We start from the raw sequence: 13,901 nt of genomic DNA on the forward strand, positions 1-13,901 counted from the left end.
AAAATGGTCTAAAACGTGATCAATTTAACACCTTGCCGGTTGACCGTAAAGAAAGATGCGCTACATACAAGTGTAGCACCGTTCTGTACGTGTAAATTCCTGAATACGGCTATGGCTGACGAATACGCCGCCTTGTCCCTCTCACGCTTCATCAACCGTAAAACTGCCATCCCAGAGTCAACAATGTTAGGATGGTTAGCGATTGATAATGACGGTAACAAGCATGTTAGACAATGTTTTGAGAATTGCCACACGCCAAAGCCCTCTCGCGCTCTGGCAGGCACATTATGTTAAGCAGCGCCTTGAAGCCTGCCACAGTGGATTGCGCGTCGAGCTGGTGCCGATGGTCACGCGCGGTGACGTGATTCTGGATACGCCGCTGGCGAAAGTGGGCGGCAAGGGCCTGTTTGTCAAAGAGCTGGAACTGGCATTGCTTGAGAACCGCGCCGATATCGCCGTACATTCGATGAAAGACGTGCCCGTCGAGTTCCCGGAAGGGCTGGGGCTGGTGACCATCTGCGAGCGCGAAGATCCGCGTGACGCGTTTGTCTCGAACCACTATGACTCGCTCGACGCGCTGCCGGCGGGTAGCGTGGTTGGCACGTCCAGTTTACGCCGTCAGTGTCAGCTGGCGGAGCGTCGTCCTGACCTTATCATCCGCTCGCTGCGCGGTAACGTTGGCACGCGTCTGGGCAAGCTGGATAACGGCGATTACGATGCCATTATTCTTGCGGTTGCAGGCCTGAAGCGCCTGGGGCTGGAGGAACGTATTCGCGTGGCGTTGCCGCCAGAGCTGTCGCTGCCGGCCGTCGGACAGGGCGCCGTCGGTATTGAGTGCCGTCTGGACGATGCGCGTACCCGCGAGCTGCTCGCTCCGCTGAACCATGACGAGACCGCAACCCGCGTAAAAGCCGAGCGGGCGATGAATACTCGCCTCGAAGGTGGGTGTCAGGTGCCGATTGGCAGCTATGCTGAATTAACAGACGGTGAACTGTGGCTGCGTGCGCTGGTGGGCGCGCCGGACGGTTCACAGATGGTGCGCGGCGAACGTCGCGGCAAGCCGCAGGATGCCGAAGCGCTTGGCGTGTCGCTGGCGGAAGAGCTGCTGAATAACGGCGCGCGTGAAATTCTGGCCGAGGTCTATAACGGAGAACCCCCTGCATGAGTATTCTTGTCACCCGCCCTTCTCCCGCAGGAGAGCAGTTAGTGAGCCGTCTGCGCGCACTGGGGCAGGTGGCCTGGAGTTTTCCGCTAATTGAATTCTCCCCCGGTCGGGAGCTCTCTGCGCTCGCCGACCAGATGAATACCCTGCAGGAAGGCGACCTGCTGTTTGCGCTATCGCAGCATGCCGTGGAATTTGCCCATGCGCAGCTGCAACAGGCGGGGACACGCTGGCCGACCGCTCCGCGCTATTTCGCTATCGGCAGAACCACCGCGCTGGCCTTACATACCGTGAGTGGAACAGACGTTCGCTACCCGTTGGATCGGGAAATCAGCGAAGTCTTGCTACAATTACCTGAATTACAAACTATTGCCGGAAAGCGCGCGCTCATTTTGCGCGGCAACGGTGGCCGCGAACTGCTGGGTGAAACGCTGCGGGAACGCGGGGCTGACGTCACGTTTGTTGAGTGCTACCAGCGCTGTGCGAAACACTACGACGGTGCAGAAGAGGCGATGCGCTGGCACGCGCGCGGTATTAATACGCTGGTGGTCACCAGCGGTGAAATGTTACAACAGCTTTGGTCGCTGATACCGCGTTGGTATCGCGAAAACTGGTTACTCCGCTGTCGGCTTCTGGTCGTCAGTGAGCGTCTGGCGAACCTCGCCCGGGAACTGGGCTGGCAGGATATTCGGATCGCTGATAACGCCGACAACGATGCGCTGCTGCGCGCATTACAATAACTCTCAAATGGGAAGCCATAATGACGGAACACGAAAAATCCTCCGCCGTGGTTGAAGAGACCAGGGAGACTGTGGAGACAACGCCACAGCCAGAGACGACTGAGAAAACCGCTGAGAAGAAAAACGGCAGCAATAAAACCAGCCTCGCGCTGAGCGCGATTGCCATCGCCATTGCGCTGGCAGCAGGCGTCGGCCTGTATGGTCTGGTAAAGCAACAGAGTGCTAACCAGACGGCCACCAGCGATACGCTGGTCAATCAGCTTACCTCCCTGCAAAAAGCGCAGGAAACGCAGAAAACCGAGCTGGAAGCGGTGATTAAGCAGCAGGCCGCCGCGCTTGCCGAGGCGAACAGCAAACAGGAAGAGCTGACCAAACAGCTGGGCGAAGTACAGCAGAAAGTCGCCACGATCTCCGGCACCGATGCCAAAACCTGGCTGCTCTCGCAGGCCGATTTCCTCGTCAAACTCGCCGGGCGTAAGCTGTGGAGCGATCAGGACGTGACCACCGCCGCCGCGCTGCTGAAAAGCGCCGATGCGAGCCTGGCCGACATGAACGATCCGAGCCTCATTACCGCGCGCCGTGCGATTACCGAAGATATCGCCAGCCTCTCCGCCGTTTCACAGGTGGATTACGACGGCATTATCCTCAAGGTGAACCAGCTTTCGAATCAAATAGATAACCTGCAGCTGGCGGATAACAATGACGACGACTCCCCGATGGACTCTGACGGTACCGAGCTGTCCAGCTCCCTGAGCGAATGGCGCATAAACCTGCAGAAAAGCTGGCAAAACTTTATGGACAGCTTCATCACCATCCGCCGTCGCGATGAAACCGCCGTACCGCTGTTAGCGCCGAATCAGGATATCTATCTGCGCGAAAACATCCGTTCCCGCCTGCTGGTCGCGGCGCAGGCCGTACCGCGCCATCAGGAAGAAACGTACAAACAGGCGCTGGATAACGTCTCGACGTGGGTACGCGCCTACTACAACACCGATGATGCAACGACCACCGCCTTCCTCGAAGATATCGACAAGCTGAGCCAGCAGAACATCACCATGAACGTGCCGGATAAACTGGCCAGCCAGCCGATTCTGGAGAAGCTGATGCAGACGCGCGTGCGTAACCTGCTGGCGCAGCCGGGCGTTCCGGCCGGGCAGACCGGCACAGCGGCGGCACCAGCGCCTGAAAGCGCGCCACAGGGAGAGTAATGATGCTAAAAGTCCTTTTACTCTTCATCCTGCTGATCGCCGGGATCGTCCTGGGCCCGATGCTTGCAGGTCATCAGGGATACGTCCTGATCCAGACCGATAACTACAACATTGAAACCAGCGTAACGGGTCTGGCGATCGTTCTGATCCTCGGCGTCGTGGTCCTGCTTGCCGTTGAATGGATCCTGCGCCGTATTTTCCGCACCGGTGCCCATACCCGCGGCTGGTTCGTTGGCCGTAAGCGTCGCCGCGCCCGTAAGCAAACGGAACAGGCACTGCTAAAGCTGGCCGAAGGCGATTACCAGCAGGTTGAAAAGCTGATGTCGAAAAACGCCGATCACGCGGAACAGCCGGTGGTGAACTATCTTCTGGCCGCCGAAGCGGCGCAGCAGCGCGGTGATGAAGCCCGCGCTAACCAGCATCTGGAACGCGCGTCAGAACTGGCGTCTGGCGACCCGATTCCAGTGGAAATTACCCGCGTCCGCCTGCAGCTCGCGCGCAATGAGAACCACGCGGCGCGCCACGGCATTGACCGTCTGCTGGAAATCGCACCGCGTCATCCGGAAGTCCTGCGCCTTGCGGAGCAGGCCTATATTCGTACCGGAGCGTGGGGCTCGTTGCTGGACATCATTCCGTCGATGGCGAAGGCCGAGGTGGGTGATGATGAACATCGTGATGAACTTCAGCGTCTGGCATGGATTGGCCTGATGGATCAGGCGCGCGCCGACCTGGGCAGCGAAGGCCTGAAAACCTGGTGGAAGAATCAGAGCCGGAAAACGCGCCTGCAGGTCCCCCTGCAGGTGGCCATGGCGGAACATCTTATTGAATGTGACGATCATGACACCGCCCAGGAGATCCTTCTCGACGGCCTGAAGCGCCAGTACGACGATCGCCTGGTCATGGTGATCCCGCGCCTGAAAACCAATAACCCTGAGCAGGTCGAAAAAGTGCTGCGCCAGCAGATCAAAACCGTCGGTGACCGTCCGCTGCTGTGGAGTACCCTGGGCCAGTCGCTGATGAAGCACGGCGAATGGCAAGAGGCGAGCCTGGCCTTCCGTGCGGCACTGAAACAGCGTCCGGATGCGTTTGACTACGCGTGGCTTGCCGATACGCTGGACAAACAGCATAAGCCAGAAGAGGCGGCCGCCATGCGGCGCGATGGGCTATTGCTGACGCTGCAAAATAACGGTAACCCGCAATAAATAAAAAAGGAGGCCAGACGGCCTCCTTTTTTAATCGCCTTTCTCCTGCTACATTCTTTACACCCACATCTGCAAACGAACCCGCCAATGTAACGATGTCTTTTCATTAACCTTTTTTCACACACGCGCACTTTCTGCAGCGTGGATTAAATCGTTTTTGAAAGGAAATCTTCATGAACTCGCTTTTGTATGCGCTTATTGAAGCGCTGCGCTGCCACCGCTGGCTGCGCCTGCTTGCCTGTGCTTTTATCTTTTCTTCGCTGGGAAATGGTTTAACCCAGGTCGTAGTCTTTGGTTTACTGTTAGCGTGGTCGGCCCCGCCCGCCCTGCTCACCCTCGCTTTTCTTTTCGCAACGGTTCCGGGATTCATCGGCAGCGCGATCGGCGAAAAGCTGTGCTCGCGCTATTCTCCAGTATTCCTGCTGCTACTGACCGAGGGGCTGGGATTGCTCGCCCTGCTCTTCCCCCTGCTCGGTGCGGGTTATCACAGCATTGCCTCGCTACTCGCCGTGCAATCCACCGAAGCGCTGCTCAGCGGGATGAGCTGGCCCGCGCTGACATTGCTCTTTAAACGCGGACTTAGCGAAACAGAGCTGCCTGCTGCGACCTGTCTGGAAAATGTGATTTTTGCTTCTCAGGTGTTATTAGGTACTGGACTCGGCGTGGTGCTATTCAAGCAGACCTCCGTGTTTACCTTACTGGCTATTGATGCCGCCAGTTTTCTCGGGTCGCTGCTGCTGCTGTGGCTGGCTGGGCGGCGGTTTTCTGCGCCATTGCTACCTCTCCCCGGTGAAGAGGCAGCCCCCGCGCCACTGCGCTGGCGGACGTTGACCGTTCGGCAAAAGCGCAGCCTGCTCATTTTGCCGGCGCTGGCGGCCGTCGGCTCACCGGCTATGGCGCTACTTCCGGCCCTGGCGCAGCAGCTCCATCCTCAGGATGCGGCGGGCCTTGCTCTGCCTCTGCTTTTCGCAAGGAGCATGGGACAACTTTGCGGCCCCATGCTGCTAAAAAAAGAGAGCCTGACGCGCTTTGCCGTCCACACGCCGCGAATCATCGTTTGTCTCGGTATTTTTCTTGTCGCTTATGGAATGCTGCCGTTGTTGTCCGGGTGGATGGCATGTGCGCTGGGGATGATCTTTATCGCGCATCTGGCCTCAAACGTTCTCTTCGCAGCCGGCACGTTTGGCGTACTCAGCAGTTTTCATTTCACGCAAACCGCGTCAGCCAGCGGTAAAGCCTGGCGCTGGCAAACGCTCAGCGCCTCGCTTTTCACCGGCATTACAGCGATAGTGGCTGTTGGGCTTGGCTCAGTGCTGGCGCTCTATACGGTCTCGTCAGCGGCCCTGCTGTTGGTCGCCCTGATCATGCGTGGGTATCGGGAATAAGACATAAAAAAACGCCTGCTATAAAAGCAGGCGTTAAAACAGGTCTGTAAGACAACATATTTGGTGCTTCACTCAACGTTATGTCCATGGTGTCTGATGAGGCCGAAGCGACATCTGTCAGTGGACGATAAGCACCGTAAATGGCTCTGCGTCATTCCTGAGTTTATGAGGCACTAAGGCGAACATAAGAGATGGAATGAGCATCTACGCGTATATTATTGCACGTAACGTGCCAGATTTACACGCAGAACTTTTACATGGCGCAACATTTTAAGATAAAAGGAAATTATGCTGTTAAGTAGCCTCTGAAGCTTCATAGCGTATCGGCAAAAGCAGAAATATGTCGCCAGGAAGAGACAGTAAATCCCAAAAATAATTATTTATTTTATTTTCAATGACTTACATGTCACTGAATCGCGACAATGATAAAGGGTGCTTTCTGGAGATAACGACAGGGAAGAAAACTTACAGAAAACAAAAAACCCCGCCGAAGCGGGGTTCAAAATTGGTCGGCGAGAGAGGATTCGAACCTCCGACCCACTGGTCCCAAACCAGTTGCGCTACCAAGCTGCGCTACTCGCCGATGTACTGCTTTTTTGAATTTTTAGTTCAATTCATTTAAAAAGTCGTGGTGCGAGGGGGGGGACTCGAACCCCCACATCCTAAGGACACTAACACCTGAAGCTAGCGCGTCTACCAATTCCGCCACCTTCGCAATTCACAACTCTTTCAATAATGGGGTGGCTAATGGGATTCGAACCCACGACAACTGGAATCACAATCCAGGGCTCTACCAACTGAGCTATAGCCACCACTGTATTCTTTCACGCGGTACTGACTACTTCTCAGACCACCGCAGCTCTAGCGCCGGGAACTAAAATGGCGCGCCCGACAGGATTCGAACCTGAGACCTCTGCCTCCGGAGGGCAGCGCTCTATCCAGCTGAGCTACGGGCGCTTAGCGCCGTTGCGGGGCTGGATATTACGTACCTCCGTCCCCGCTGTCTAGTGCTTTTTTGAAAAAAAAGCGCGTTTGGTTATGGTTTGCACATTTTGCCGCTTATTCCTCCACTTTCTGCGTGGTGGCACGGCGACCCAGGCCAAAAAACTTATACGCGACCGTCACTGCCGCCAGGAAGATCAGCCCGACAAACAGCGACATGCGGGTATCTTCATTAAAGTACATTCCAATTAATACGCAAATCAGGAACGCCATCGTCAAATAGTTCGCATACGGGAAAAGGATCGAGCGGAACGGATGGCTGGCGATCGCTTTTTTATGCGCATGGCGAAAACGCAGCTGGCTAATGAGGATAACAAACCACGGCACCATGCCCGGCAGCACGCTGGCGCTGTAAACATAAACAAACACGCGCTGCGGATTAGGGATGATGTAATTCAGGCAGGAGCCAATCAGCAGGATGACAATGGAGACCGCGACGCCCGCTACCGGCACGCCAGCACGTGAGACTTTACTCATTGCCGCAGGCAGCTGGTTATTTTTCGAGAGCGCGTAGAGCATACGGCCACAGCTGTACATCCCGCTGTTACAGCCTGAAAGCGCTGCCGTCAGGACCACAAAGTTGATGATACCCGCTGCTGCTGTAATCCCAATCTTCGCAAAGGTTAATACGAACGGGCTCCCCGTCGTGCCGATTTCGTTCCACGGGAAGATGGTCACAATAACGAAGATTGCGCCCACGTAGAAAATCAGGATGCGCCACAGCACTTTGCCCACCGCGCTACGCAGCGTAACCTGCGGGTTTTTCGCTTCCCCGGCGGTAATCCCGATCAGTTCCACGCCCTGATACGAGGCCACAACAATACACAGCGCCGTCAGGAAGCCCTTCCAGCCGCCGGCGAAGAAGCCGCCGTGTTCAGTCAGGTTGCCAAAGCCGATGGCGTGTCCGCCGTTGCCAAAGCCATAGAAAATCACGCCCAGGCCAATAACAATCATCACGATGATGGTGGTTACTTTGATCATCGCAAACCAGAACTCGATTTCACCGTAAAGGCGCACGGCGGCCAGGTTTGCCAGCGCCACCAGCCCCACGGCAATGAGTGCCGGTATCCACTGGACCATGTCCGGGAACCAGAACTGGACATAAACCCCTATGGCGGTGATTTCAGAGATGCCCACCGCCATCCACATAAACCAGTATGACCAGGCCGTCAGGTAGCCGAAGAACGGGCTCATATAGCGGTGTGCGTAAACGGCGAAGGAACCGGTCACCGGCTCCAGAAAGAGCATTTCGCCCATTGAGCGCATGATGAAGAAAACAAACAGCCCGGCGATGATATACGCCAGTAATACGGAAGGGCCTGCCCATTTGAGGGTGCTTGCGGAGCCCATAAACAGGCCAACGCCGATAGTGCCGCCCAGCGCTATCAGTTCGATATGACGAGCTTCCAGCCCACGCTGTAGCTCCGGTTGTTTCTCTGCCATAGATCCTCGATTGTGTTTGCTGTTTCCCGGCTTAATACCGGTTATTGTTTTTTAGGGGTACTAAAATACGGTGCGAATGGTTTCTTAAAATCGGCCAAATGGCAAACGATGCATTAAAAAAATGAATGCATTGCACAAATTATCAGCAGCTTTGCAGGTGAGTTGCAGCGCGAACAGCATATCGCGCTACATTTTGATTACATTTTACCGGTATAGTGCCAGGTGAGGTAGCGAAGCAGTCGAATCTGTCGTTTAATGCGGGTGGGTTGGGAGAGCAGGCGGTAGAGCCACTCCAGCCCCATATTTTGCCAAATCTTCGGCGCGCGCTTCACGTGGCCGGTAAAGACATCGTAGGTGCCGCCGACGCCCATATAAAGCGCATCCGGGCAGACCAGACGGCAGTCGCGCATCAGGATCTCCTGGCGCGGGGACCCCATCGCCACGGTGACGATTTTTGCCCCGCTGTCGCGCACGCGGGCAAACAAAGCCTGCTGGTCTTCAGGCTTGAAGTAACCATTCTGGCTGCCAACGATATTAACATTCCATTGACGACGCAGTTTCTCTTCGGTCTCGGCCAGCACCTCAGGCTTACCGCCAATCAGGAACACCGGCGTACCCTCCGCGCCAGCGCGGGCCATAAGCTGCTCCCAGAGATCGGCACCCGCCACGCGAGATACATTAGCGTCAGGATATTTTTTACGGATAGAGCGGACCACGCTGATACCGTCCGCGTATTTAAATTCAGCCGCTTCTATCAGGCTTTTGACTTCGGCGTTATCTTCCACCGCCAGCATCTTTTCTGCATTGATAGCGACCAGCGTACCGGATTTCATCTGCCCGTCGGCGAACAGAAAATCCAGCGCGTGCTGCATGTCGCGCCAGCCAATCAGCTGCAAACCACGAAGCGCATAGCGCGGTGCAGAAGTTTTATCAGTCATTACTTTCCCTACTCAGACTTGCGACAGCGTTGTGCTGCCCTGTGGCTCACGCTTGTGCACAAGCCCTGCGCTGTCGAACAGCCAGTACAACAGTTTGGCCAGTAACAGGCAGATGCCAAAAACGACCATGAAGAACACCACGCGCGAAACGAACGAGTCCAGCCCCTCGCGCGCCAGAACGATCATATTGAAAATGGCACCAAAGCAGAAACTGTGCAAAATGGCCGCTTTATAGCGGTTGGTCTCTTCGTTACCGCGCACGTAAAGCCAGTCAAACCACTTAATAATCAACCCGACGACAAACGCGCCCGGCAGGATAAACCAGCCTCCCCCCATCACCACCAGGGAACCAATCAAGGTTGGCGAGATCGCCAGGCCCGAATGGTTGTTCAGCACTTCCCAGGTAAAATAGTTCGCGGTATTGAGTACTACGCCAGGGCGGTCCGGCCAGAGCCAGCTCGGGATAAAGACGTAGAAATCGCGCACAATCGGCGCCAGCCCCTGGAAATCAATCTTGTCGTAGTTTTGCAGCAACAATGCCAGGTTTTCCCACGGCGAGAAGGTGTCGCGCGTCAGGTAGAGGAACGTGTAAAACGCCTCGTCGCCCGCCACGTTCATCCCGTAACGCTTCAGCGCCAGCCAGAACATCCCCACAATGCCAAATACCCCTGCCGCAACCAGCATCCACAGCGAGATCCAGCCGCGGATGATGCCGATGAAGAGGAAGATAGCGAAAGCGATGATAATGTTGGCACGCGTACCGCCCACGATCATGTAGGTCAGGATACCGAACGCAACCGTACTGACCAGGAAGAACAGCCATGCCTTGCTGTCCTGGCGAAGGAAGAAGATCACCAGCATCGCCGGGATGAAGAAATAGAAGAATCGCTTAAGCGCCACGCCTGAGACTTCAGCCGAAAAAATCTGGCTGTAGGAGTGGAGCTTAAACAGCAGGAAGCCGTTATGCATGAAGAAGATGCCGACGCTGACCAGGGCGATCGTCATGAGCATCACCCACGTCAGATGGGTCTCCACCCGGTTCATGGTAAAGAGCGCCCGACGCGGGGCAGCGGCCTGCGCTGGTCGCAGACGCGTTTTATAGGTGACGTAGTAAACACCATAGAAGCAGGTCGCCGCCAGCAGGGCCTGGAGAAGAATTTCCGGCGGCGCGACGCTCACGTCAAAACGGAAGACCAGAATACTGGTCAGCGGGAAGCCGAAAAAGAAGGTCAGCAGAAACAGCAACGAGAAGAACACGTTAAAGTTGAAGCGCACCCGGCGGAACTCAAACCAGGTGAGCGTGGCGATAAATAGCGTGCTCAGAAGCCAGACAACCAGTAAGCCGCTAAACTGCAACTGACTCATGCGTTGTCTCCTGAAGCGATACGCAGCGCGCGGTGCCACGGCGTGAGGTAATTCGGGCTGAAAAAGTCGATGCTATTTTTATCCACCAGCGTGAGCTGGCGTTGTGCTTCACGTACCACTTCGACATTCAGCGCGTCTGAGGTGAACAACACCGGAATATGCTGCTCGGCCATGTCCTGCCAGAACGGGTTTTCACGATTAAGCACGCACGGTACACCAGCCTGAATCAGCAGGCACAGCGTACCAATCCCCTGCTGGCGAGCAAAGATGAAATAGCCCAGATCGCATTTTCGCAGCAGCGCAAGATAGTCATCAAACTCCAGCTTTTCGCTGAGAATGTGCAGATTTTCTTCGCTGAATAACGCAAGCCCCTGCTGGCGAACCTCATCAATGTAGGCGTCGTTGTTGGCCGGATAACCCATCGGCACCACCACGTTCACCGTGTCGCCAAACTGCTGGTGTACCGCCCGGAGCGCGGCGACATGTTCGTTACTGCGGTCGCCGGAATTCCCCACCAGCACCGTCAGCTTGCCTTCGCGAACCGCGTCATTCGCCATGGTGTTCAGCGCCGGATCCATACGGGTTGGGAAATAGAGTAGCTCACCGCGCACGTTAGGGTGCTGCTTCGCAAAATAATTCAGATCGCCACGGGTGGCAAAAACGCGGCCCACCCTTCCCTGCGCCATGCGACGCAGCGGATAGAAAAGACGGAATTTCCAGCCGCGCGAGACTTCGTAGAGATCGGCTCCCCAGATATGCCAGCTGCACTGGGAGGGTTTAATTCCCCCGCTGAGCAGAGCCAGCCACAGGCCGGTATTGAACTGCCCGTGGAAAAAGAAACGTTGCTCACGATCCGCTTTGGCTTTGGCAATAACCGCCTTCGCCAGGGTAGCTTTATCCGGCCAGAAGGTGATTGTCAGCGCCGGAAACGCCGCGCTCAGGCCATTATCCTGACCTGCAACCATAAACTCGCGCGCATCAGGATTGCCCGATGCCAGCTCGTCGTTGAAGAACCGCAAAACGGTCTGGTTATGGTGTGGGATATCCGATCCCAGGATGTGAATCAGTGCAGTCATGCGCGTTTACGCCACAATAAAAATACGCCGCAGCAGGCAGCGAAATAAACGATATAGGTTGCCATGTAGGCCTGAGCCGCCCCCAGCGCACCGTGCGCGGGTATCAGCCAGTGCGAAAATGCTGTCAGCAATGCAAACTGGCTAACCTCCGCGAGGATATACAGCCGCAGCGAGGCTTTCGCAATCACCAGATAGCCGAAAACGTAAGCACCCACTTTCAGCACATCACCCACCAGTTGCCAGGCAAAAAGATCGCGCATGGCGGTAAACTTCGCCGAGAACAGCAGCCAGATGGCGACATCACGCAATAACCAGACGGTCAAACTGGCCGCCGCCACTGCGGGTAATACAAAACGCAGGGAGCGGAAAATTTCGCGGGTAATATCCTGCCTGGACGTCAGACGCGATAAGGTTGGCAGCAAATAAACGCTAAAGGAAGCCGTTATAAACTGGAGGTAAGCATCGGAAATACTGCTTACGCCCTGCCAGATCCCCACCTCATCCCAGCTGTAATGCGCCGCCAGCAGGTTTCGCATCATCACGTAGGCCACCGGCAGCGTGACGGAAGTAATGAGCGCCATCAGGGTAAACTTACCCAGCTGGCTGGCAAGCACCTTGTCCCATTGCGGTTTCAGGTAGCTCAGAGGGATAACGCCCTGGCGCATCAGCATGAACGCCGCAGGCACAACAACCAGTGCCGGAACCAGCGCCAGCCCAAGCAGTGCGCCTTCATAGCCACCCAGGCGGTAGCAGAAATAATAGGCAATCACGCCGATGACGCTACCCAGGATGAGCGCAAGCGCGTTCCCGGCTGCATCGCGAAAACCTTTCATCAGCGCCAGCAGCAGGTTAGCCCAGGCAATGCCCATCTGGACCAGCGCGACCAGACGCACCAGCCCCTGATAATGGGTGTGCCCGAACAATCCCTGGCTAATGGGCGCCGCGGCCAGCAGAAACACAATCGCCAACAGGGTCGAAAAGCCCGTGACCATTGCCGACGCGGTGCCCACTACCCTGCGAAGCTGGGCCGCATCATCATGATACTGGGCAACGTATTTGGTTACGCCGTTGAAGATTCCGGCACCGGCCAGCACCCCAAGGACGGTAACAAGCTGGCGGAAGTTGCCCGCCAGCCCGACGCCTGAGGGGCCGAATGAGACGGCCAGCAGCTTGACGACCAGCAGTCCGGCACCAATTTTTACAAGCGTGGACGCGGCGGTCCACACCGATGCTTTTGCCAGAGACATATCAGCCGAAATAGCTCAGAAGGGTATTGATCACCGTACGCTGGTTAACTGGCGCGAGGTTGAAGAACAGTGGCAGGCGAAGCAAACGCTCACTTTCTTTCGTGGTGTAACGGTCTTCACCTGCGAACATCCCAAACGCTTCGCCCGCCGGGCTGGAGTGCAGCGGAATATAGTGAAAGACCGCCATAATTTCGGCTTCTTTAAGCCAGGCGATGAGCTGGCTGCGATCGTCGTTATCGCGCAGCTTGATGTAAAACATGTGGGCGTTGTGAACGCAATCGGCCGGAATGGTTGGCAGCTCAATACGTCCGGCTTTTGCCAGCGGCTCAAGCGCATCGTAATAGGTTTGCCACAGGGACAGTCGCTGGAGATTAATTCGCTCTGCCGCTTCCAGCTGTGCCCACAGGTACGCTGCCTGCAGGTCGGCCATCAGATAGCTTGAGCCGATATCGCGCCAGGTGTACTTATCAACCTGACCGCGGAAGAATTGGCTGCGGTTGGTGCCTTTTTCACGGATCACTTCCGCACGCTCAACCAGGGCACGATCGTTAATCAACGTCGCACCGCCTTCGCCACCCGCCGTGTAGTTTTTCGTTTCGTGGAAGCTAAAGCAGCCGATGTGGCCGATAGTGCCCAGCGCGCGCCCCTTGTAGGTGGACATCACGCCCTGCGCGGCATCTTCTACCACAAACAGGTTGTGCTTTTTGGCGATTGCCATGATGGTGTCCATTTCACAGGCCACGCCCGCGTAGTGAACCGGCACAATCGCACGCGTTTTGTCGGTGATCGCCGCTTCAATCAGCGTCTCATCAATGTTCATGGTGTCCGGGCGGATATCCACAAAGACGATTTTCGCTCCGCGCAGGACAAATGCATTCGCGGTAGATACGAAGGTATAGCTCGGCATGATCACTTCATCACCGGGTTGGATATCCAGCAGCAGGGCCGCCATTTCCAGCGATGCCGTGCAGGACGGGGTCAGCAGCACTTTAGCACTGCGAAAACGCTGCTCCATCCACTGCTGACAGCGACGGGTAAAACCGCCGTCACCGCAGAGTTTGCCGCTGCCCATAGCAGACTGCATATAGTCGAGCTCGGTTCCCACGACGGGTGGTGCGTTAAATGGAATCATC

General features: G+C 56.1%; 11 protein-coding genes and 4 tRNA genes. 5 read left to right on the top strand and 10 right to left on the bottom strand.

The window, feature by feature from the left end; translation table 11 throughout:
- Positions 1-223: 223 nt before the first annotated feature.
- The 5 genes from hemC (at position 224) to A6013_RS22640 (ending at position 5,697) form a co-directional block, all read left to right on the top strand.
- A complete protein-coding gene (gene hemC / locus A6013_RS22620) occupies positions 224-1,165 on the top strand; it encodes a hydroxymethylbilane synthase (RefSeq protein WP_032644935.1) in 942 nt (313 codons plus the stop codon).
- Positions 1,162-1,902 carry a uroporphyrinogen-III synthase gene (gene hemD / locus A6013_RS22625; protein WP_045631336.1) on the top strand — a complete coding sequence of 247 codons (741 nt, stop codon included), beginning with the start codon at positions 1,162-1,164 and terminating at the stop codon, positions 1,900-1,902. The genes hemC and hemD overlap by 4 nt, the downstream gene beginning before the upstream one ends.
- A 20-nt stretch (positions 1,903-1,922) precedes the next feature.
- Complete coding sequence (gene hemX, locus A6013_RS22630; RefSeq protein WP_041911826.1) at positions 1,923-3,110, top strand: uroporphyrinogen-III C-methyltransferase; 1,188 nt, start codon at positions 1,923-1,925, stop codon at positions 3,108-3,110.
- Between the two features lie 2 nt (positions 3,111-3,112).
- Positions 3,113-4,312, top strand: coding sequence for a protoheme IX biogenesis protein HemY (gene hemY, locus A6013_RS22635; RefSeq protein ID WP_069733813.1), 1,200 nt, complete (start codon positions 3,113-3,115; stop codon positions 4,310-4,312).
- 173 nt (positions 4,313-4,485) lie between these two features.
- Complete coding sequence (locus tag A6013_RS22640) at positions 4,486-5,697, top strand: MFS transporter (RefSeq protein WP_069733807.1); 1,212 nt, start codon at positions 4,486-4,488, stop codon at positions 5,695-5,697.
- Positions 5,698-6,203: 506 nt separating this feature from the next.
- Here A6013_RS22640 and A6013_RS22645 read toward each other — a convergent pair.
- The 10 genes from A6013_RS22645 to rffA all read right to left on the bottom strand — a co-directional run bounded on the left by A6013_RS22645 (position 6,204) and on the right by rffA (position 13,900).
- A tRNA-Pro gene (locus A6013_RS22645) sits at positions 6,204-6,280 on the bottom strand.
- A gap of 46 nt (positions 6,281-6,326) precedes the next feature.
- Positions 6,327-6,412, bottom strand: a tRNA-Leu gene (locus tag A6013_RS22650).
- A gap of 21 nt (positions 6,413-6,433) precedes the next feature.
- Positions 6,434-6,509: transfer RNA gene (locus A6013_RS22655), tRNA-His, on the bottom strand.
- 68 nt (positions 6,510-6,577) lie between these two features.
- A tRNA-Arg gene (locus A6013_RS22660) sits at positions 6,578-6,654 on the bottom strand.
- Between the two features lie 102 nt (positions 6,655-6,756).
- Positions 6,757-8,142 carry an amino acid permease gene (locus A6013_RS22665; protein WP_069733808.1) on the bottom strand — a complete coding sequence of 462 codons (1,386 nt, stop codon included), beginning with the start codon at positions 8,140-8,142 and terminating at the stop codon, positions 6,757-6,759.
- Between the two features lie 197 nt (positions 8,143-8,339).
- Positions 8,340-9,080 carry a lipopolysaccharide N-acetylmannosaminouronosyltransferase gene (gene wecG / locus A6013_RS22670; protein WP_045631338.1) on the bottom strand — a complete coding sequence of 247 codons (741 nt, stop codon included), beginning with the start codon at positions 9,078-9,080 and terminating at the stop codon, positions 8,340-8,342.
- Positions 9,081-9,092: 12 nt separating this feature from the next.
- On the bottom strand, positions 9,093-10,445 hold the full coding sequence (gene wzyE, locus A6013_RS22675; RefSeq protein WP_028014806.1) for an ECA oligosaccharide polymerase: 1,353 nt from the start codon (positions 10,443-10,445) through the stop codon (positions 9,093-9,095).
- Positions 10,442-11,521 (bottom strand): TDP-N-acetylfucosamine:lipid II N-acetylfucosaminyltransferase, encoded by a 1,080-nt coding sequence (locus A6013_RS22680; protein WP_041911821.1) that lies wholly within the window; start codon positions 11,519-11,521, stop codon positions 10,442-10,444. Before A6013_RS22680 ends, wzyE begins: the two co-directional genes overlap by 4 nt.
- Positions 11,518-12,768 (bottom strand): lipid III flippase WzxE, encoded by a 1,251-nt coding sequence (wzxE, locus tag A6013_RS22685; protein ID WP_045260999.1) that lies wholly within the window; start codon positions 12,766-12,768, stop codon positions 11,518-11,520. The genes A6013_RS22680 and wzxE overlap by 4 nt, the downstream gene beginning before the upstream one ends.
- A 1-nt stretch (position 12,769) precedes the next feature.
- Positions 12,770-13,900, bottom strand: coding sequence for a dTDP-4-amino-4,6-dideoxygalactose transaminase (gene rffA, locus A6013_RS22690; RefSeq protein WP_041911819.1), 1,131 nt, complete (start codon positions 13,898-13,900; stop codon positions 12,770-12,772).
- Position 13,901 lies beyond the last annotated feature (1 nt).

The sequence above is a fragment of the Enterobacter sp. IF2SW-B1 genome (assembly GCF_001743375.1).
GTDB classification, from domain to species: domain Bacteria; phylum Pseudomonadota; class Gammaproteobacteria; order Enterobacterales; family Enterobacteriaceae; genus Enterobacter; species Enterobacter bugandensis.

Excerpts from the sequence above, each read along its gene's own strand:
- hemC (WP_032644935.1), top strand. The coding sequence starts at position 224 with ATGTTAGACAATGTTTTGAGAATTGCCACACGCCAAAGCCCTCTCGCG.
- hemD (WP_045631336.1), top strand. The coding sequence starts at position 1,162 with ATGAGTATTCTTGTCACCCGCCCTTCTCCCGCAGGAGAGCAGTTAGTG.
- hemX (WP_041911826.1), top strand. The coding sequence starts at position 1,923 with ATGACGGAACACGAAAAATCCTCCGCCGTGGTTGAAGAGACCAGGGAG.
- hemY (WP_069733813.1), top strand. The coding sequence starts at position 3,113 with ATGCTAAAAGTCCTTTTACTCTTCATCCTGCTGATCGCCGGGATCGTC.
- A6013_RS22640 (WP_069733807.1), top strand. The coding sequence starts at position 4,486 with ATGAACTCGCTTTTGTATGCGCTTATTGAAGCGCTGCGCTGCCACCGC.
- A6013_RS22665 (WP_069733808.1), bottom strand. The coding sequence starts at position 8,142 with ATGGCAGAGAAACAACCGGAGCTACAGCGTGGGCTGGAAGCTCGTCAT.
- wecG (WP_045631338.1), bottom strand. The coding sequence starts at position 9,080 with ATGACTGATAAAACTTCTGCACCGCGCTATGCGCTTCGTGGTTTGCAG.
- wzyE (WP_028014806.1), bottom strand. The coding sequence starts at position 10,445 with ATGAGTCAGTTGCAGTTTAGCGGCTTACTGGTTGTCTGGCTTCTGAGC.
- A6013_RS22680 (WP_041911821.1), bottom strand. The coding sequence starts at position 11,521 with ATGACTGCACTGATTCACATCCTGGGATCGGATATCCCACACCATAAC.
- wzxE (WP_045260999.1), bottom strand. The coding sequence starts at position 12,768 with ATGTCTCTGGCAAAAGCATCGGTGTGGACCGCCGCGTCCACGCTTGTA.
- rffA (WP_041911819.1), bottom strand. The coding sequence starts at position 13,900 with ATGATTCCATTTAACGCACCACCCGTCGTGGGAACCGAGCTCGACTAT.